17 protein-coding genes and 4 pseudogenes are annotated in these 19065 nt (G+C 44.2%); 12 read left to right on the top strand and 9 right to left on the bottom strand.

Features of this window, described 5'->3' with window-relative positions; all coding sequences use genetic code 11:
* Positions 1 to 227: 227 nt before the first annotated feature.
* Positions 228 to 2651, bottom strand: coding sequence for a phosphoketolase family protein (locus VZ94_RS08935; RefSeq protein WP_082081503.1), 2424 nt, complete (start codon positions 2649 to 2651; stop codon positions 228 to 230).
* Positions 2652 to 2675: 24 nt separating this feature from the next.
* Positions 2676 to 3866 (bottom strand): acetate/propionate family kinase, encoded by a 1191-nt coding sequence (locus VZ94_RS08930; RefSeq protein ID WP_045778963.1) that lies wholly within the window; start codon positions 3864 to 3866, stop codon positions 2676 to 2678.
* A 588-nt stretch (positions 3867 to 4454) separates the two neighbouring features.
* Here VZ94_RS08930 and VZ94_RS22655 point away from each other — a divergent pair.
* Complete coding sequence (locus VZ94_RS22655) at positions 4455 to 4679, top strand: hypothetical protein (RefSeq protein WP_052700375.1); 225 nt, start codon at positions 4455 to 4457, stop codon at positions 4677 to 4679.
* 134 nt (positions 4680 to 4813) lie between these two features.
* Here VZ94_RS22655 and VZ94_RS08920 read toward each other — a convergent pair whose 3' ends face one another.
* From VZ94_RS08920 to rpmB, 4 genes and pseudogenes are all read right to left on the bottom strand, one after another.
* The gene (locus tag VZ94_RS08920; protein WP_045778961.1) at positions 4814 to 5746 is read right to left on the bottom strand and encodes an alpha-E domain-containing protein; all 933 of its coding nucleotides are present in this window, start codon (positions 5744 to 5746) and stop codon (positions 4814 to 4816) included.
* A pseudogene (locus VZ94_RS08915) lies at positions 5746 to 7195 on the bottom strand (circularly permuted type 2 ATP-grasp protein). Before VZ94_RS08915 ends, VZ94_RS08920 begins: the two are co-directional and overlap by 1 nt.
* Before the next feature lie 375 nt (positions 7196 to 7570).
* The gene (rpmG, locus tag VZ94_RS08910; RefSeq protein ID WP_045778960.1) at positions 7571 to 7726 is read right to left on the bottom strand and encodes a 50S ribosomal protein L33; all 156 of its coding nucleotides are present in this window, start codon (positions 7724 to 7726) and stop codon (positions 7571 to 7573) included.
* A gap of 18 nt (positions 7727 to 7744) precedes the next feature.
* Positions 7745 to 7981 carry a 50S ribosomal protein L28 gene (gene rpmB, locus VZ94_RS08905; RefSeq protein ID WP_045778959.1) on the bottom strand — a complete coding sequence of 79 codons (237 nt, stop codon included), beginning with the start codon at positions 7979 to 7981 and terminating at the stop codon, positions 7745 to 7747.
* A gap of 172 nt (positions 7982 to 8153) precedes the next feature.
* Between rpmB and gshB the strand changes: the two genes are divergently transcribed.
* From gshB to eutC, 9 genes and pseudogenes are all read left to right on the top strand, one after another.
* Positions 8154 to 9101, top strand: a complete 948-nt coding sequence (gshB, locus tag VZ94_RS08900; RefSeq protein ID WP_045778958.1) for a glutathione synthase — start codon at positions 8154 to 8156, stop codon at positions 9099 to 9101.
* Between the two features lie 374 nt (positions 9102 to 9475).
* On the top strand, positions 9476 to 9997 hold the full coding sequence (locus tag VZ94_RS31870; RefSeq protein ID WP_338040316.1) for an energy transducer TonB: 522 nt from the start codon (positions 9476 to 9478) through the stop codon (positions 9995 to 9997).
* Positions 9998 to 10175: 178 nt separating this feature from the next.
* A complete protein-coding gene (locus tag VZ94_RS08890; RefSeq protein WP_045778957.1) occupies positions 10176 to 10739 on the top strand; it encodes a YqgE/AlgH family protein in 564 nt (187 codons plus the stop codon).
* Between the two features lie 56 nt (positions 10740 to 10795).
* Positions 10796 to 11209, top strand: a complete 414-nt coding sequence (ruvX, locus tag VZ94_RS08885) for a Holliday junction resolvase RuvX (protein WP_338040315.1) — start codon at positions 10796 to 10798, stop codon at positions 11207 to 11209.
* Between the two features lie 100 nt (positions 11210 to 11309).
* Positions 11310 to 11822 (top strand): bifunctional pyr operon transcriptional regulator/uracil phosphoribosyltransferase PyrR, encoded by a 513-nt coding sequence (pyrR, locus tag VZ94_RS08880; protein WP_045778956.1) that lies wholly within the window; start codon positions 11310 to 11312, stop codon positions 11820 to 11822.
* A pseudogene (locus tag VZ94_RS08875) lies at positions 11819 to 12797 on the top strand (aspartate carbamoyltransferase catalytic subunit). The gene pyrR and the pseudogene VZ94_RS08875 overlap by 4 nt, the downstream one beginning before the upstream one ends.
* A pseudogene (locus tag VZ94_RS08870) lies at positions 12794 to 14093 on the top strand (dihydroorotase). Before VZ94_RS08875 ends, VZ94_RS08870 begins: the two co-directional pseudogenes overlap by 4 nt.
* Positions 14086 to 15489: an ethanolamine ammonia-lyase subunit EutB gene (locus VZ94_RS08865; RefSeq protein ID WP_045778955.1), complete on the top strand. Its 1404-nt coding sequence runs from the start codon at positions 14086 to 14088 to the stop codon at positions 15487 to 15489. Before VZ94_RS08870 ends, VZ94_RS08865 begins: the two are co-directional and overlap by 8 nt.
* A complete protein-coding gene (gene eutC / locus VZ94_RS08860; RefSeq protein WP_239649782.1) occupies positions 15479 to 16213 on the top strand; it encodes an ethanolamine ammonia-lyase subunit EutC in 735 nt (244 codons plus the stop codon). Before VZ94_RS08865 ends, eutC begins: the two co-directional genes overlap by 11 nt.
* Positions 16214 to 16293: 80 nt before the next feature.
* Here the strand turns inward: eutC and VZ94_RS26940 are convergent, their stop codons facing one another.
* From VZ94_RS26940 to VZ94_RS08850, 3 genes are read right to left on the bottom strand one after another with little or no spacing between them, the layout of a single operon-like run.
* Positions 16294 to 16767, bottom strand: a complete 474-nt coding sequence (locus tag VZ94_RS26940) for a glycine-rich domain-containing protein (RefSeq protein ID WP_500684252.1) — start codon at positions 16765 to 16767, stop codon at positions 16294 to 16296.
* Positions 16727 to 16939, bottom strand: a complete 213-nt coding sequence (locus VZ94_RS26935) for a hypothetical protein (RefSeq protein WP_109867669.1) — start codon at positions 16937 to 16939, stop codon at positions 16727 to 16729. The genes VZ94_RS26940 and VZ94_RS26935 overlap by 41 nt, the downstream gene beginning before the upstream one ends.
* A gap of 55 nt (positions 16940 to 16994) precedes the next feature.
* Positions 16995 to 17924, bottom strand: coding sequence for a Gfo/Idh/MocA family protein (locus VZ94_RS08850; protein ID WP_045778954.1), 930 nt, complete (start codon positions 17922 to 17924; stop codon positions 16995 to 16997).
* Positions 17925 to 18074: 150 nt separating this feature from the next.
* On the opposite strand from VZ94_RS08850, the gene VZ94_RS22650 reads away from it, so the two are divergent.
* Positions 18075 to 18584: a TetR/AcrR family transcriptional regulator gene (locus VZ94_RS22650; protein ID WP_157844889.1), complete on the top strand. Its 510-nt coding sequence runs from the start codon at positions 18075 to 18077 to the stop codon at positions 18582 to 18584.
* 104 nt (positions 18585 to 18688) lie between these two features.
* A pseudogene (locus VZ94_RS25515) lies at positions 18689 to 19065 on the top strand (TolC family protein); the annotation flags it as partial.

Here is a 19065-nt window from a genome sequence, read left to right as displayed (position 1 = left end):
GCAGGGTATTCAGGGTGCAGGTGTTGGCAGCAGGGATGCTGCCACCAAGCCTACAGGGATGTATATACGGCGTCCTCGGCAATTGCTCCTGCGTTGCCCTACTACACGCCATCCCTGGCGCTATGCACCCTGAATACCCTGTCCCCACTAAAGTGTGTAGCCAATCTTTTTAAAACTGGCGTTATCTTATACGCGACAAAATTAATGGTAGCTTAATGCTTAAAACATTATTCATCGCTATGAGTATCAGTATGCTCTACTGCAGGTGATGGATAAGGCCATTGCCAATTACGAATTTCCGGCATGTCTTCGCCATATTTATAAATATACTGCTTATGATCAATCAGTTTATCGCGGATATATTGTTTTAAATACACCGAGTGGTTACGCAGCCTAGGTACTCTGTCAATCACATCGGCTGCAAGATGATAGCGGTCGGTATCATTCATCACCACCATATCAAACGGCGTTGACGTTGTGCCTTCTTCTTTATAACCGCGCACATGCAAATTAGCATGGTTGCTGCGTCTATACGCTAGCCGATGAATAAGCCAAGGATAGCCATGATAAGCAAACACAATAGGCTTAGTTTTGGTAAATAAATCATCAAAGTCACGGTCAGATAAACCGTTTGGATGCTCGCTAATAGGCTGTAAACGCATTAAATTCACGACATTAATCACCCGAATTTTTAATTCCGGCACTTTACTGCGCAGAATATCAACCGCCGCTAAGGTTTCTAAAGTCGGCACATCACCCGCACAAGCCATCACGACATCAGGCTCATCGCCATAATCATTACTCGCCCATTCCCACACACCGATACCTGCCTCGCAATGTTTCATGGCCGCATCCATGTTTAACCATTGCGGTGCGGGTTGCTTACCCGCGACGATAACATTGACGTAATTACGACTACGCAACACATGATCGGTGACCGCTAATAACGTATTGGCATCGGGTGGCAAAAACACACGTATCACTTCTGCTTTTTTATTGACCACATGGTCGATAAAGCCCGGATCTTGATGGGAAAAGCCATTATGGTCTTGCCGCCACACATGCGAGGTTAATAAATAATTTAATGACGCAATCGGTCTGCGCCACGGAATACGGTTACAGGTTTTTAGCCATTTCGCATGTTGATTAAACATCGAATCGACAATATGAATAAACGCCTCATAACACGAGAAAAAGCCATGACGCCCGGTTAACAAATACCCTTCTAACCAACCCTGGCAAGTATGCTCGCTTAAAATCTCCATGACTCTGCCGTCTTGTGCCAAGAAAGTATCTTCAGGCAAGATTTTTTCCATCCAGGTTCTTGCCGTCACGTCAAACAAGTCATCCCAACGATTAGATGAGGTTTCATCAGGACCAAATACTCGAAAATTGCTTTGATCCATGTTGTTTTTCATCACATCTCTAAGGAAACGCCCCATAACTCTAGTAGCCTCTGCCTCGACACTACCCGGTGCCGGTACATCAACAGCATAAAGCTTGTAATCTGGTAAGCGCAAATCTCTTAACAGCAATCCACCATTGCTGTGCGGACTATCGCTCATCCGTTGCCGACCTTGCGGCGCTAACGCTAAAATGGATGCAATCGGCTTACCTTGTTCATCAAATAATTCATCAGGTCTATAACTTTTTAACCAACGCTCTAATTGGCTGACATGCTCAGGGTTATTAGCCATATTGGCTAATGGCACTTGATGTGAACGCCAGAAATTTTCAGTTAATTTGCCATCGACGCTAGCAGGCCCGGTCCACCCCTTAGGGGTACGCAAAATAATCATTGGCCAGGTTGGTCGTTTAACCGTATCACTGTCGCCGCTACGCGCGGCAGTTTGAATAGCTTTAATCTCGTCTAAACATTGATCTAAAACACTAGCCATACGCGTATGGACAATAGCGGGGTCACTGCCTTCAACAACATAAGGGCGGTAACCATAGCCCTCGAACAATTGTAATAACTCCTCCTCATGCATTCGTCCCAAAATAGTCGGATTCGCAATTTTATAACCATTTAAATGCAAAATAGGCAAAACCACACCATCTCTAGTGGGATTCAAAAACTTATTAGAATGCCAAGCAGTTGCCATAGGACCGGTTTCAGCCTCACCATCGCCAACCACGCAACAAGCAATTAAATCTGGATTATCAAAGACTGCACCATAAGCATGAGATAATGCATACCCTAATTCCCCGCCTTCATGTATAGAACCTGGCGTCTCGGGTGCAACATGACTTGGTACACCACCTGGAAAGGAAAATTGCTTAAACAACGCTTTTATACCGTCTTTATCCTGAGAAACGCTAGGATAATACTCGCTATAGGTTCCTTCCAACCAACAGTTCGCCAACATAGCTGGGCCACCATGACCTGGCCCACAAATAAACATAACATTTAAATCATAGGCTTTAATTACACGATTTAAATGCACATAAATAAAATTCAAACCCGGTGTTGTCCCCCAGTGACCTAATAACCGTGGCTTAATATGGCTTAATACCAGTTCTTCTTTTAACAAAGGGTTATCTAATAGATAAATTTGCCCTACTGATAAATAATTCGCTGCCCGCCAATACGCATCCATTCTATCTAGCAACTCGGCAGATAATTGAAACTCTTGATGACTTGCTTGCACGATGTTACCCCCCTAGTCTAAGGACTACTGTCCTAAAAAATTAAAAATTTGCTGAGCAGAAACGCGCTCTTCTGCTGCTGCAATCACTAAGATTTTAATAGCACTCCCATTAGCACTAATATCTCGGTTATCAGCGGTCGCTAACCGATTTTTTTCAACATCTAACAGCATTCCCAAATGTGCTAAACCACCCATAATCTCTTCACGCACTAACGCTGCATGTTCTCCAATACCGCCGGTAAAAACCAATGCTGAAACGCGGCCAAGAATAGCATAATAAGCACCGATATATTTTTTTATTCGATAGCAAAACATCTTAACAGCCAGCATAACCCGCTCATCGCCTTGTTCTATCGCCGCTAACAACAAGCGCATGTCGGAATGACCAGAAATCCCGTATAAACCCGAGCGGTGATTTAATACGTCATCGATTTGCTGAGCAGAATATCCCTCTTTTTGCAAAGCCACTAAAATCATAGGATCTAAATCGCCCGACCGTTTGGCCATCATCAAACCCTCACAAGGTGAAAAACCCATAGACGTATCGATACTGACACCGCCGCATATTGCAGTAGCACTCGCGCCACCGCCTAAATGCAAGACAATAAGATTAAGCTCAGAAATAGGAATATTAAGAAGTTCGGAACTGGCAGCGACGCTATGAACGCAAGATAAGCCATGAAAACCATAGCGATAAAATTCAATAGTAGGTGATAAATCATCCGGTAAGGCGTATTTCCCGGCATAGTCTGGAATCGTTCGATGAAACGCGGTATCAAATAACGCAAATTGCCGACAATCAGGAAATAAACGGCGAGCAATGCTGATACCTAAACGATTAAACGGATTATGCAGCGGCGCATAAGCATCTAATTGAATTAACTGTTCTAACACCGCATCGGTAATTTCAGTAGGCTTAGCATACCAATTCGCGCCATGCACGACTCTATGACCTATCGCAAGTAACGATAACCCGGCTTGTTGAAGCCAATCTTGCCACTGTGCTAATACGGATTCTAACGCATATTCAACACTTGACATTTGGGTTAACTGATAAGCAATAACTTGTCCAGCTAACGTATTCCCCTGCACCGACACAGTATTATCTTTACCGTAATCGGCACTTAATTCGGCTAACAATTTTAATTCTGCGCTAAACAAGCGGGTTTTGACCGACGTGCTACCCACATTAATTATCAAAATAGCTTCAGTCATGATGACCATCCAAGATTTATTAGTAAAAACCGCAGATACTCAGCCGCGCGTAGCGGATCAGTTTTTTCTACACGGCTACATGCTTCGACGGGCAAAAAAGCATTTGCCCACCCTACCCCTCTAGGATACAGTAATAACAGTAACTGCGTCGCTCGCGCTTTAAAACCTAGGTATATGGCTTTTAATAACAAATTTAAATCTCTTTCTCAAGCTCTGAAATATCATGCTATTCATTGCGCTGAGGAAAGTTTTAACGTATTGAAAACAATAAAAATGCCTGAGGCTGTTTATCAAGACATCGTTTTTACGCTTAAAGAAGTGTCTTAATTTATGATATTTCAGAAGCGTCTATTTGTGAGAATTTAATTTACCCCATTCTATAAAGATGCGTAGAAACCCTATCACGCTATTTTCTCAATTTGGAGTTACTCATCATTAGACAATAATGATGAGTTTATCGGTATTCCAGATTATCTTATTTCTAAACGTTCTGAACTTGGAAAAATTATTTTTGATTTTCCGCTATTAACCATCGTTGAGGCGAAAAAAGATGACTTTGCTTCGGGCTGGGCGCAATGCTGTTTAGAGATGCTCACTATTCATAAACTTAATGAAATCGACGCTATATCTGTTTACGGTTTAGTAACCAATGGAAAAATATGGGAAATAGCAAAACTGGAGCAACAAACTTTTGTTTTCTACAACCGCCGTTTTGTCATAGAAGACCTGGAAAATTTATTCAATGCCATCGTGTCGGTTTTAGAAGCGTGTAAGCTACAGTTAGTCAACCTCGGTATTATAAAAAAGTCTTAGCCATATCCGGCTATTCACTTAAGATGGGACACTTTTACTATAGCCTGTAGAACAAAATCGCCATTCCGGCCGGGATTGCCGAGATGACGTTGTGCTCACTTTAGTTGTCCCGTCTTAAGCGGGTAGCCCCATAGCTAGGTTTGACGCAAAAACCAAGTACTGGCAATTTGCTGATGACAGGCGTTTAAATGCGTTTGTAATTGATCTAAGACTGCACGTAACTGCAACTGGCTGGTTTGCTTTGTATCAATCGCATAAACAAATTGCTTTAACTCATGCAAACAGTCAGGTACTGCTTGATTATTAGGCAAATCACCCACGCAATCCAGCATTTCTATTATGCAGCGGCACACTGAGCGCGGTAAATTGGGATCGAGCAACAAGAAGCTAAGCACGTCATCACCTTTAATGCGGCTGCGCACATGTTGTCTATACATCAGCAACGCATTTAACGCGGTTAATACATTCATCCAAAGAATGGTTTCATACTGACGCAATTCATCGCTACGCGACTCAGCCAATAATAAAGATGCTAAATCTAAAATTCGGCTCGTCATATCAGCCCGCTCAAGATTTCTACCCAAGCGGATAAAACGATAAGGGTGATTATGACTCATATAACCAGACAATAAACCGGTAAAGCGCTGACAACCTTTTAATATTTCTTTTAAAAACAAAACCCGGTTACGACGATTAGTCACGCTATCTAAATTGTTTTTAGTATACAAGTACATCTCATTGACTTGCTCCCAAGCTTCATCGGGCAACAATTCGCGCGAGGTACGAATATTTTCTCTAGCGGCAGTCAGCGATGATAATAGCGAGCCCGAATGAGCTGCATCCGTGAGCATGAATTTAGTGATATTACGTTCAGAAGCGACTTTATGTTTGTCATAAAATTCGTCGGCAGAGCCGTTAATCTTAACTAGTTGCTGCCAGCCCATTTCTACGCCTTTAGGCAAATCCATCAGCAAATTCATGTGTACGCTAACTAACTTAGCGGTATTTTCGGTACGCTCTAAATATCGCCCCAACCAATATAAACGCTCTGCTGACCGTGATAACATTAGCGCCCCTCCATATCGATAATCCAAGTATCTTTACTACCGCCACCTTGCGACGAGTTTACCACCAACGAACCTTTTTCTTAAGGCCACTCGCGTGAGTCCCCCCGCTGTTACAAACACATTTTCACCTTGCAAAATAAACGGGCGCAAATCAATATGTCTTGGCTCTAGTTTGCCTTTGCATAAGGTAGGCGCTGTTGAAATTGATAAAGTCGGCTGAGCAATATAATTGCGCGGATTGGCTACGACGACTTTTCTAAAAGCCTCGACTTCTTTAGCCGACGCATGAGGACCTACTAACATGCCATAACCACCTGATTCATTAGCCGGTTTGACGACTAATTCTGCTAAATGCGCTAAGACATAATCTAAATGCTCTGGGTTACTGCATAAATAGGTTGGTACATTAGGCAAAATAGGCTCTTCGTTGAGATAATACCTAATCATTTCAGGCACATAAGCATAAACCACTTTATCGTCAGCCACACCCGCCCCTGGCGCATTGGCCAGCGCGACATGACCGGCTTTCCAAGCCCGCATTAATCCCGGCACGCCCAAAACCGAATCTTTTCTAAAAACTTCAGGGTCTAAAAAATCATCATCAATGCGTCGATAAATCACATCGACTTTTTCTAACCCCTCAATCGTGCGCATATAAACAAAATCATCGTCATCCACGACTAAATCGCCGCCTTCAACCAATTGTGCACCGATTTGTTGCGCTAAATACGCATGTTCAAAATAAGCTGAGTTATAAATACCCGGCGTTAACACCACAATTTGCGGCCTGTCGCTATTAGGTGCTATCGAGGCCAGCATCTCTTGTAACTGCGTGGGATAGTCATCAATAGGTAAAATATTAATGCCTTGTAGCAATTCAGGAAAAACTCGCTTGGTAATGACTCGGTTCTCCAACATGTATGACACACCAGAAGGCACACGCAAGTTGTCTTCTAATACATACATAACGCCATCTTTATCACGCACCAAATCAGTGCCACAAATATTAGCCCAAACATCATGCTTAGGTCTCATTCCTACACATTCATGGCGAAAGTTTTTTGAAGTAGAAATGGTTTCAACAGGAATCTTACCTTCTTTAATAAAGGCTTGCTCGCCATACACGTCACTGATAAAACAATTTAAGGCTTTTAAACGTTGCTTTAAGCCCTGCTCAATCACTTTCCATTCACGTGCGGCCATAACACGAGGAATAATATCAAACGGCCATGCTCTATCGATATTACCTTCATCACTGTACACGGTGAAGCTAATACCCATTTCCATAATCGCCAATTCTGCGGCTAATTTACGTTTATCTATGTCGGTTTTTTTTAAAGAATTTAAATACTGGCATAAGCCATGACTGATGGTGCGCGGCTGATACTCCGATAGCATTAACTCATCGTAAGCGAGGTCAGTTTTGTAGTTTTCCCAGATCGATTTCATAGCGATTTTATTGTGTGAGTTTTATCGAGATGAAGCACGAAACATGCCACGATTATCCATCTTAAAATAACATACGCCATACCGTAACATTCCCGTTTCAACAAAGGAATAAATTGTTTTAAATATCTGTGTATGGCTTGACTCAACAAGCACTGTCTTACGTCTGTATTTAGCGTGTTAGAACAAAGCAACTCGCATAAACCCGCTGACAACAGCCCCAAAATAGAGCAAGTGAGTTATGTTGCTTTATCTTGGTGCAAACAAACAACCAACGTTTGAACGAAAAAGACGTTAATGAGGAAAAATAAACAAGAGCTAAGCGGCTCGATAGAATATGAACGGCTTAGCGCTCTGAAGGGTAAGCAAAATAAGCGATTATTTGATTTTCGCTTCTTTGTACATCACATGTTTACGGACAACCGGGTCGAATTTTTTAATTTCCATTTTTTCCGGCATGGTTTTTTTGTTTTTAGTCGTGGTATAAAAATGACCTGTGCCTTCGGTCGATACTAATTTAATTTTGTCGCGCATGATTAAGCTCCTAAACTTTTAACCGTTAAAACCATCTTTACGCATTTCTGCTAATACCGCATCAATGCCTTTTTTATCGATAATACGCATTCCTTTAGTTGATACTCTAAGTCTTACCCAGCGGTTTTCGCTTTCAACCCAAAATCTATGGTGTTGTAAATTAGGTAAAAACCGTCTTTTGGTTTTGTTATTAGCATGAGAAACATTATTACCGACGACTGGACGTTTTCCGGTAACTTGGCAAACTCTGGACATGATTAACCTCAAGTTATTGATAGTGCAAAATAGCCGAGCTTTATACCAAAATTTCTTTTCAAGGTAAATAACTCTCTATAAAATGTTCAAATACTTAATAAACTTAGGCTCTCTCGTTCCCACGCTCCCGCGTGGGAACGCATAACTAAATCTTTTAATACCAGGACACTCTATGCAGATTAAGCTAGGCATTGTGATGGACTCCATTGCTAGGATTAATATTAAAAAAGACACGAGTTTTGCGCTATTACTCGAAGCGCAAGCGCAAGGCTTCGAGCTTTACTATATGGAATTAAATGACTTATTCTTAAGAAATGGTAAAGCGTATGCGCGCACCCGTAGGCTCACAGTGCAACGTGACAACCATGATTGGTATCATTTTATAGATGAACAAACACTAGCTTTGGCGGAGCTCAATGTCATCTTAATGCGTAAAGACCCGCCGTTTGACCAAGAATACATTTACGCAACCTATATTTTAGAGCGCGCTGAAAATGATGGCGTTTATGTCGTTAATAAACCGCAATCGTTACGCGATGCGAATGAAAAATTATATACCGCTTGGTTTGCCCACTGTTGCGCCGATACCTTAGTAACCCGTGAAAGCGCACGCATCCGAGACTTTCTAGCCGAACAAAAAGAAGTAATTTTAAAGCCATTAGATGGTATGGGTGGTGCATCCATTTTTTATCTACACGAACACGACCGCAACATCAGTGTTATTTTAGAAACCATGACCCAGCACAACAGTCGCTATGTCATGGCACAAACCTACCTACCCGCTATCATAGACGGCGATAAACGCATTCTCATGGTCAATGGAGAGCCCGTACCTTATTGCTTAGCGAGAATTCCACAACAAGGCGAAGCCCGTGGCAATTTAGCCGCCGGTGGTAGAGCTGAAGCGCGCCCACTGACCGAACAAGACGTATGGATAGCCTCTCAAGTAGGCCCCACCTTACGCGCAAAAGGCTTAATTTTTGTAGGCTTAGACGTAATTGGCGACAAGCTAACCGAAATCAACGTCACCAGCCCTACTTGCGTACAAGAGCTAGATAAAGCGTTTGATTTAAATATCAGCGCATTACTGATGAATCATATCGCTGCAAAATTAACATGAGTGCGCCTGATAGATTTAAACCCTCCACTGCGTTATCGCCTAATGATTCATTGCTGATTGCGTTTTTTATTGCGCTTATTATTCACACCGTCGTAATATTAAGCATTCGATTTGTGGCTCCCGAACCGTTGAAGGTCCACAAAATCGCTAGATGTCACGTTAGTTAACAAACCCAGCGTAAAACCACCGAAACAAGCTAATTTTTTAGCACCCGAAAATCAACAAGGGGGGGCGACAGCAAACAACCTGCACCGCTGACCCAACAATTAGCTGGCGGAGACGTCGAAGAAACACCGCCGCCCAAACCTAAACCTATAGAAAAGAAACCTGAGCCGGTAGCAACAGAACACCCGATAAAACCGACTCACAACGTAATGACACGCAAGAAATCGGCGCAAAAAGTCATACCGCTGACCAAACCAGAAACTACTGAGGAAGCTGAGCAACGTCCGCATCTATCGCCAGCATTGCTACAACAACAAATTGCTCAGTTAGGTACCGAAATCAGACAAAGTAAACCCAATGCTGGTTTAGGTGATATTAAATTCATCAACGAAGTCAGTGCGCATAAATATGTCGCCGCCCAATATTTAAAAGATTGGGAAATGAAAGTGGAAAGAGTGGGTAATATGAATTACCCTGAAGCCGCTGCTAAAAAGAATTTTTCTGGAACACTAACTATGGCAGTTACCATTAATGCCGATGGCAGTTTACACGGTATCAGCATTATTCATTCATCGGGCAATCCTGCACTAGACGAAGCGGCAAAACAAATTGTCCGCATGAGTGCCCCTTTTGCTCCATTACCGTTAGAATTACTCAAACAACTTAACCCCAAAATTCTCGGCATTACGAGAATTTGGAAATTTTCCGATGAATCCATGACCGCAAAATAATTCATTGCCGTGTTTTGGCTACCAACGTAAGGCGGGACAGGGTATTTAGGGTGCAGGTGTTGGCTGCAGGGATGCTGCCACCAAGCTACAGGGATGTATTTACGGCGTCCTGCATCCTGAATACCCTGTCCCTGCTAAAGTGCGTAGCCCGTGTTTTCACTCTCTGGATGTCAAGTCAATGAACGAACCTACTTATTTCAATAATCAATTTATAATCGCGATGCCAACTCTGGCTGACCCAACGTTTTCACATACCGTGACCTTCTTATGCCAGCACAATAAAGATGGCGCGTTAGGCATTGTGATTAATCGACCGGTGGGCATGAAACTCGGTGAAATTTTTTCCCAAATGAATATACCGGTTAGCTCGACAAGCGCGGCTGATGCACCTGTATTTGCTGGCGGCCCAGTGCAACAAGAGCGAGGCTTTGTGTTACATACACCGGGCGGTGATTGGAGTGCCACAATGGCTATTTCCGATGCCATATCGCTGACGACCTCACGTGATGTTTTAGAAGCCATCGCCATTGATGAAGGCCCTAAGCATTATCTTGTAGCGCTTGGCTATGCTGGCTGGGGTCAAGGCCAATTGGAGCGCGAAATGATGGATAATGCGTGGTTAACGTCACCGTTCGGCCAACGCGTCCTGTTCGATACCCCGATCAATCAGCGCTGGAGCGCCGCCGCTGAACAAATTGGCATTGATATTAGCAAGCTAACCGCAATGGCTGGTCATGGCTAATACAACAGACCCATTACTCAAACACCAGCTTAGCGACACCTATCTAGGCTTTGATTTTGGTAATAAAAAAAATTGGTATTGCCGTTGGTCAACGCACCACAGCCACAGCAACGGCATTAACCACACTAAAAAATGTCAAACAAGCTCCTGATTGGCAAAGCATTCAACGCTTAATTAACGAATGGCAACCGATTGCACTTATCGTAGGCATATCCAGGCAGCTTAACGGCGAAAACAACCCGATCACGCCGTTAATGAAAAAATTTTGCCGACAACTGGAACACCGTTTTCAGTTACCGGTTTATCAACAAGACGAAACGTTAACCACTTACGAAGCCAAACAGTTATTATTTGATGACGTCAAAGTCAATGCCACGCGATTATGGGCAGTACAAGACCAATTAGCGGCACAACTTATTCTTCAATCTTGGCTAAATTTACAGATAGGTAATTATTCAGACCACCCCTGATATTTTTGACCTCGATAGCAACAAAACAATAACTCACTAGACTATCTTCTCAAAGATGGGGAGGGGTCTGAATAATTACAATAGATAGAGCAGGACACCCGTGCAAGACATCAATGATTTATTGACGAATCTGGAAAATGAATTAAAACAAGCCTGGTATAAACGGCAATTAGTTAATCCTTTAATGATAGGCATACATACCGGCGGCGTCTGGATTGCAGAAGAAATGCGACAACGTTTAAAACTCACCGAACCTTTAGGCGTGCTTGACATTAGTTTTTACCGTGATGACTTCTCAGAAATCGGCGTACATCCCGATGTTAAACCGAGTGCAATACCTAATCATATCGATGGGCGTGACATCATTTTAATCGACGATGTTTTTTACACGGGCCGCACGGTACGCGCAGCACTGAATGAAATTTTTGACTATGGTCGCCCTAAGCAAATTTTACTCGGTGTGCTCATCGAACGAGATGGTAAGCAAATTCCTATCACCCCGGATTGCGTAGGCGCACGTATCGCCTTAAACGCTAATCAAAGAATAAAACTGACTGGCCCTACTCCATTAAACATACACACGGAAACCACATCTACTGAAGCCTCATCATGAACCAAGTCGGCGCTGATAATTTGCAATTAAACGCAGAAGGCAAGCTTAAACACTTTATTACAATAGAAGGCTTAAGTAAAACCTTGCTCACCGAAATTCTGGACACGGCAGAATCCTTTGTTAGCGTGTCAGACCAACAAATCAAAAAAAGTCCCGTTATTACGCGGCAAAACCATCGTCAATTTATTTTTTGAAAACAGTACGCGCACGCGCACAACGTTTGAACTCGCCGCGAAGCGTTTATCTGCCGACGTATTAAGCATGAGTATAGCGACTTCCTCCACGTCAAAAGGCGAAAGCTTGCTAGACACCATACGCAATTTAGAGGCGATGTATGTCGATATGTTTATCGTACGTCATGGCATCAGCGGCGCTGCGCACTTTATCGCCAGGCACACCGCCCCGCATATCAGCGTCATTAATGCTGGCGATGGTCAACACGCGCACCCGACTCAAGCTATGTTAGATATGTTTACCATCCGACAAATCAAAAAAGACTTTGCCCAGCTAAAAGTGGCTATTATTGGCGACATTTTGCACTCACGCGTGGCTCGCTCACAAATTCAAGCCTTAAATACCTTAGGTGCGGCAGAAATTCGCGTCATTGCCCCTAAAACCTTATTACCCGCCCATGTCGAAACCTTAGGCGTCACCGTCTCACATAGCTTAGACGAGGGCTTACAAGATATTGATGTGATTATGATGTTACGCTTACAAAAAGAGCGTATGACATCAGCGTTGTTACCGAGTGAAAGCGAATACTTTAAATGCTTTGGCTTGACTGAAAGCAAATTAAAAATCGCTAAACCCGATGCCATCGTCATGCATCCAGGCCCAATTAACCGAGGTGTGGAAATTGAATCCAGCGTCGCTGACGGCCCACAATCCGTGATACTCAGACAAGTCAGCAACGGCATCGCGGTACGCATGGCAATTCTGTCAATGGCAATGCAACCTAAAGCGGGGCACGCATGAATAAGCGCTTAATTCGCCAAGGCCGAATCATAGACCCTGCCAACGAACTCGACACGATTGGCGATGTGTATATCGCTGATGGCAAAATCCTCGCCATTAACACCACGTTAGACGATTTCAGCCCCGATGAAGTCATCAACGCAGATAAACTAATCGTTTGTCCTGGTTTTATTGACTTAAGCACACGCTTACGCGAGCCAGGGCAAAACCCGTAAAGCGACGATTAAAAGCGAAACTCGTGCGGCTGCTAGCGCCGGTGTCACCGCATTGTGCATACATCCCGATACTAAACCCGTCATCGATACCGCCGCCGTTGCCGAACTTATCAAAGAGCTGGCCGAAAAAGCCGATTATCCACAAATTTATCCCATCGCCGCACTGACACAACGCTTAGAAGGCACCGAGCTTTCTTCCATGCTGTCGCTAAAACAAGCCGGATGCATTGCGGTGGGTAATGGCGACCAAGCCATTGCTAATTTGCAAATTTTGCGCCGAGCAATGGAATATGCCGCTAGCCATGATTTACTGCTCATGTATAGACCTAACGATTATTGGCTGGGTCGTAGTGGTTGTGCGCATGAAGGCGCATTCGCCACGCGGTACGGCTTACCCAGCATACCTGACGCCGCCGAAACCATTGCATTAGACCAATGCTTAGAACTCGCCGAACTTACCCGCTGCCGCGTGCATTTTGGGCAAATCAGTTGTAAACGCTCGGTGATTAAAATTCATCAAGCGATTAAATACGGCTTAAACGTCAGCGCCGATGTCGCTATTCATCAACTACACTTAACTGAAAATGACATGATACCGTTTGACAGCGTCTATCATGTTAAACCGCCGCTTCGCACCGAAGCTGACAAAGAGTATTTACGCCAAGGACTGGCAAGTGGCACGTTAAGCTGTATTTGCTCTGACCACCAACCACATGACATTGACGCTAAACTAGGCGCTTTCCCAGAAACCGAGCCCGGCATATCATCGCTAGAAACCTTATTGCCGTTAATGCTAAAACTCGTCGCGCAACATGCCATTACATTAGAACAAGGCATCGCCGCATTAAGTCATAACCCGGCGCAAATTCTAGGTATTGCCAGCGGCGCATTAACACCGGGTTTTAGTGCTGATATTTGCATTTTCGACCCTGAACAAACTTGGCAGGTTAATCAAGACAACTGGTTAAGCCGTGGCGCTAATACGCCTTATTGGGGACAAACGCTAAAAGGCCGGGTAACACATACACTACAAGCAGGCAAACTTATCTATCACGCAGCCGATAGCTCTTGTCATGTATAAAGCACACATCGCGCACATTGCTTATCAGTTCAACGATTTGCGCACCGTTATGGCTAAAGCCACGCCTGCCCGCTCGGGCGATTATTTAGCCGGAATTGCAGCCGAGAGTCATTTGGAACGAGTCGCCGCGCAACAGGTATTAGCCGACGTACCCTTAAAACGCTTTTTAACCGAAGCGTTAATTCCTTATGAAAGCGATGAAGTCACTCGCTTAATCATCGACCAGCACGATGCCAATGCATTTAAGCCTATCAGCCACCTGACCGTCGGTGATTTTCGCAATTGGTTATTATCAGAGCAAGCCAATAGCGAGCAATTAGCGGCATTAGCACCAGGACTAACCCCAGAAATGGTGGCGGCTACCGCTAAGTTAATGCGTATACAAGATTTAATCTTAGTGGCTAAAAAATGTCGTGTCGTCACCCGGTTTCGCAATACCTTAGGCTTAGCCAATCGCATGGCTACCCGGTTACAGCCCAACCATCCAACCGATGATTTAGCAGGCGTTGCTGCGAGTATTTTAGATGGTTTGCTATATGGCTCAGGCGATGCAGTGATAGGCATTAACCCTGCCACCGACAATTTACAAGCCACCTCGCGCTTATTAATCATGCTGGCTGAGCTGATAGAGCGCTACCAAATTCCAACCCAAGCCTGTGTGTTAGCGCATGTGACAACGACCCTAAACGCTATTGAGCGTAACATTCCTGTCGATTTAGTGTTCCAATCGATAGCAGGCACCGAACACGCTAACACGAGTTTCGGCATTAATTTAGCGTTACTGAATGAAGCCTATCAAGCCGCACTGAGTTTAAATCGTGGCAATATCGGACAAAATTGCATGTATTTTGAAACCGGTCAAGGCAGTGCGTTATCCGCCAATGCGCATCACGGTGTTGACCAACAAACGATAGAAGCACGCGCTTATGCCGTTGCCCGCCATTTCAACCCGCTGCTAGTGAATACGGTGGTCGGTTTTATCGGCCCGGAATATTTATACGACGGCAAGCAAATCATCCGCGCGGGCTTAGAAGACCATTTTTGCGGCAAATTGTTAGGTCTGCCTATGGGCTGCGATATTTGTTATACCAATCACGCGGAAGCTGACCAAGACGATATGGATATGTTGCTCAGCCAATTTGCACTAGCTGGGGGAACCTTCATCATGGGTGTGCCGGGTGCGGATGATGTCATGTTGAATTATCAATCCACGTCGTTTCATGACGCCTTATATTTACGCCAACTGCTAGACCTGCGTCCTGCGCCTGAATTTGAGCAGTGGCTAATTCAACATGGTATTTTTGACCACAATAACCGGCTCAACAGCGGCTCTGACATACCCAGTATTTTTCAACCCGGCCTACAAAAACTCATGAGTCAACACAATGACAACTAAGACCGACTTAGTGACACCTAACCCCTGGCAAGCATTAAAACGCTTTACCCCCGCCAGAATTGCGCTAGGCCGCGCCGGTATGAGCCAAAGCACCGAAACCCATTTAAATTTCCAGCTCGCCCATGCTTTAGCCCGCGATGCCGTTAACCTGCCATTAGATTTTTCTGCGTTAGCCAATGACTTAAACGCGCTCAACGTTTCTACACAAATGCTGAGCAGCCAAGCCAGCCAACACGCGCACTACCTGCAACGTCCTGATTTAGGCCGCAAACTTAGCCAAGCCTCACAAGATGAACTAGCTAAGCAAACAAGCGCTGATTACGATGCCATCATAGTCGTTGCTGATGGCTTATCGTCAACGGCGATTCAAACACATGCGGCACCCTTCATAGCCTTGCTAATGCCCGCATTAGCCGCAAAAGGCTATCAATACCCTGATGTATGCCTAGTTAAACATGGACGCGTAGCCATTGGCGATGCCATAGCAGCTCACTACTCTGCCCGTTTCTGTATAATGCTCATTGGTGAACGGCCCGGCTTAAGTTCACCTGATAGCATGGGTATTTATTTTACTTACCAGGCAAAACCCGGAGTCACTACCGATGCTGAGCGCAACTGTATTTCCAATATTCACGGCAACGGCTTAAGCTATAGCCAAGCGCTGATTAAATTAATATATTTGCTAGAACATGCCGAGTTACTGGCTTATCCGGTGTGGGATTAAAAGATGAAACCAACGAAACAAATACACCATCTTTCACCACCACCGATTCGCCAACGCTGAGCCTATTCGATTAAACCGTCTTAATCACCGCCCCCACCGCAACCGCCGCCGCTGCAGCCACCGCCACTACAACCGCTATCGCTACAACACCCCCCGCAGCTACTACCGCCACAACCTATACTGCTAGCACAATAACGATTATCGCCAGGTACGCAATTTAAGCTGTAATAAAAACCACCCGGCACTGCAAACTGCGCATCGATAGCAAATAACAACGGCAAGCGCTCAGGTTTTTGCGTATTAATGCCTTCTTTAACGCAAGCCAAGCGCCAAGCCCTGCGAATACTGACACGAATATCCTTAGTCTGCGTCATCGCTTGCGCAGGGGTATGATGTAAAAAACGGCCAAAGCTGCGCTGGCAAAAAGCCTGGTAACCCTTAGTGTACAAAATAAACTCATGCCAAGCGTCATCGACAATCTGCGACGGCATCGCTACCATGCGCCGCTTGGCTTTATTGCAAATATAAAAATAATCTCGTAGCGCGTTTATCACTACATCCAGCTCTGATTCGCTTAATTGCGGATGCAATACACGCAGTTTTTTGTTTAATCATAGGATGGAAACGATACTGCTTGATATAACGTAGCTGGGATTGCTGTTTTAACGCGTTATACACGCCAAGCAAAAACAAACCTGCCAAAACGACGAAAAACCAGGTAGACATAAAACCGACTCCAGTATGTTAAGCCATTAGAAATAGTTACTGCTTACCCTACAACTCACACCAATAACTCAGTAATCCGAATCGCCGTTGCTAACGCCTTACGTCCCGCTTCTCCAGACACTAAAGGCTTGCTATCTGTCTGTATGCAGTTAATGAAATGCTTGATTTCTTCTAGCAAAGCATCGCCGTTATCAAAAACCGTTTCTTCGGTGACTATGTCGGGAATACCGGGATACATCTCGCCTTCCCCGGTACAACGCTTAGTGAGCACACGGTTTTGAAAATCCACTGAAACATAAGACGCTGGTCTAAATAAACGCATTTTGCGTTCTGACTTCATGCTAATTCGACTTGCGGTGACATTGGCAACACAACCGTTGCTAAATAATAACCTGGCATTCGCTATATCGGTTCCCTTAGTCAAAACAGGCGTTCCGCTAGCATCGATACGCTCAATATCAGCATTAACTAACGCTAAAATAATGTCTATGTCATGAATCATTAAATCTAGCACTACGCTGACATCATTAGCTCTAGGGTTAAACATCGACAAACGATGTGATTCGATAAACAACGGCGGCTCGTCTTTATCTAGCGCCATCACGGCTGGATTAAAACGCTCTAAATGACCCACTTGCAATATCACGTTGTTTTGTTTAGCTAATGCGATAAGTTCATCGGCTTGCTCTAAGGTCACTGTCATTGGCTTTTCAACCAAAACATGCACACCGGCTGCTAGAAAATCTTTAGCAACCGGATAATGCAATGTCGTTGGCACGACGATACTGACGGCATCTACCGTGTCTAATAAAGCGTGGTAGTCGGTTAAAGCCGGTACTTGATAAACATCGGCAACGGCTTTTGCCGTAGCCATATCCGCATCAACTACGGCAACGAGTTCACAATCGGGTAGTTGTGCATATTTTTGCACATGAAATTTTCCTAAATAACCCGCCCCTATCACCGCGCAACGTATTTTTGTCATGAGTGTTTAACCGTTTAAATGAAGAAATCTGAAAGTTGGCGGTATTTTAATCGACAGCCCGTATTAACAGAAACTTTAAGACCTAACAAAACATTGCAGTTTTGCGACACGCTTGTTATTATCTACCGAACGTTTGTTAGGTACTATAACTTGAACTCTAAAGAAAAAATTTTAAGCCACGCTATAGCCTTATTTGCCGAACATGGTTATTCGGGTTTATCGATGCGGCAATTAGCCACTACAGTCAACATGAGCGTGGCATCGATTTATCATTATTTTCCAGATAAGAACAGCTTGTATTTAGCGGCATTACAATATGCATTCTCCGCTAAAGAACAAGTGTTTTCGTTGGTATGGGAAGCTGAATGCAACGAGGAACAACGTCTTGCCCTATTAGTCCGCTCGCTATTAACGTCATTAAAAGAAGACCCGTTGTTTCATCGTTTAATACAACGGGAAATCCTCGAAGCGAATGCCGAGCGCTTGCAAATGCTTGCGCAAAAAGTATTTAACAAACAATTTTATTTATTTACCGAATTTGCTGGACGGCTCGCACCGGCCTACGATGCGTATCTAACCGCAATTAGTATTATTGACATCATTTGTGGTTATATAGACAACTTAGCGTTACACCGCCATTTTTCCTGGCTGGAAAGCTGATTACGAAAATATTGACATTGTTGCCGAACATGTAACAACTCTATTACTACGCGGTTTACGACCTTAATCGGTTTAGCTGCCGCCCAACCTAAACTGGATAACCGATGACAAACCGACTGCCGTTTTCATCTTCTGGCTTTAAGCGTTTACCAATACTGTCTTTAAGCCTAGCGCTGTCACAGCTACCCGCTTGCACAGTAGGTCCTGATTTCACTCGCCCCACACCGCCAACACAAAGCCAATACAGCCAAGATAAGCGCTCACCTGAGCTCGCCAAGGCATTGCAATCCGGCAAGGAATTACCTGGACACTGGTGGTATTTATATCGCTCTAATGCGCTCAGTAAATTAATTGCGCTGGCCATTAAGAACAATCCAGATTTGCAAAGCGCGCAAGCGGCGTTAGCACAAGCACAAGAAACCGCTACGGCGAAAAAAAAAAGTTCGTTATTACCCTCATTTGATGCGGAAACGTATTCCAC

The sequence above is a fragment of the Methylocucumis oryzae genome, assembly GCF_000963695.1.
Lineage (GTDB): Bacteria > Pseudomonadota > Gammaproteobacteria > Methylococcales > Methylomonadaceae > Methylovulum > Methylovulum oryzae.
Note: the sequence above shows the minus strand (reverse complement) of the source record. Positions and strands in the feature narration are given on the sequence as shown.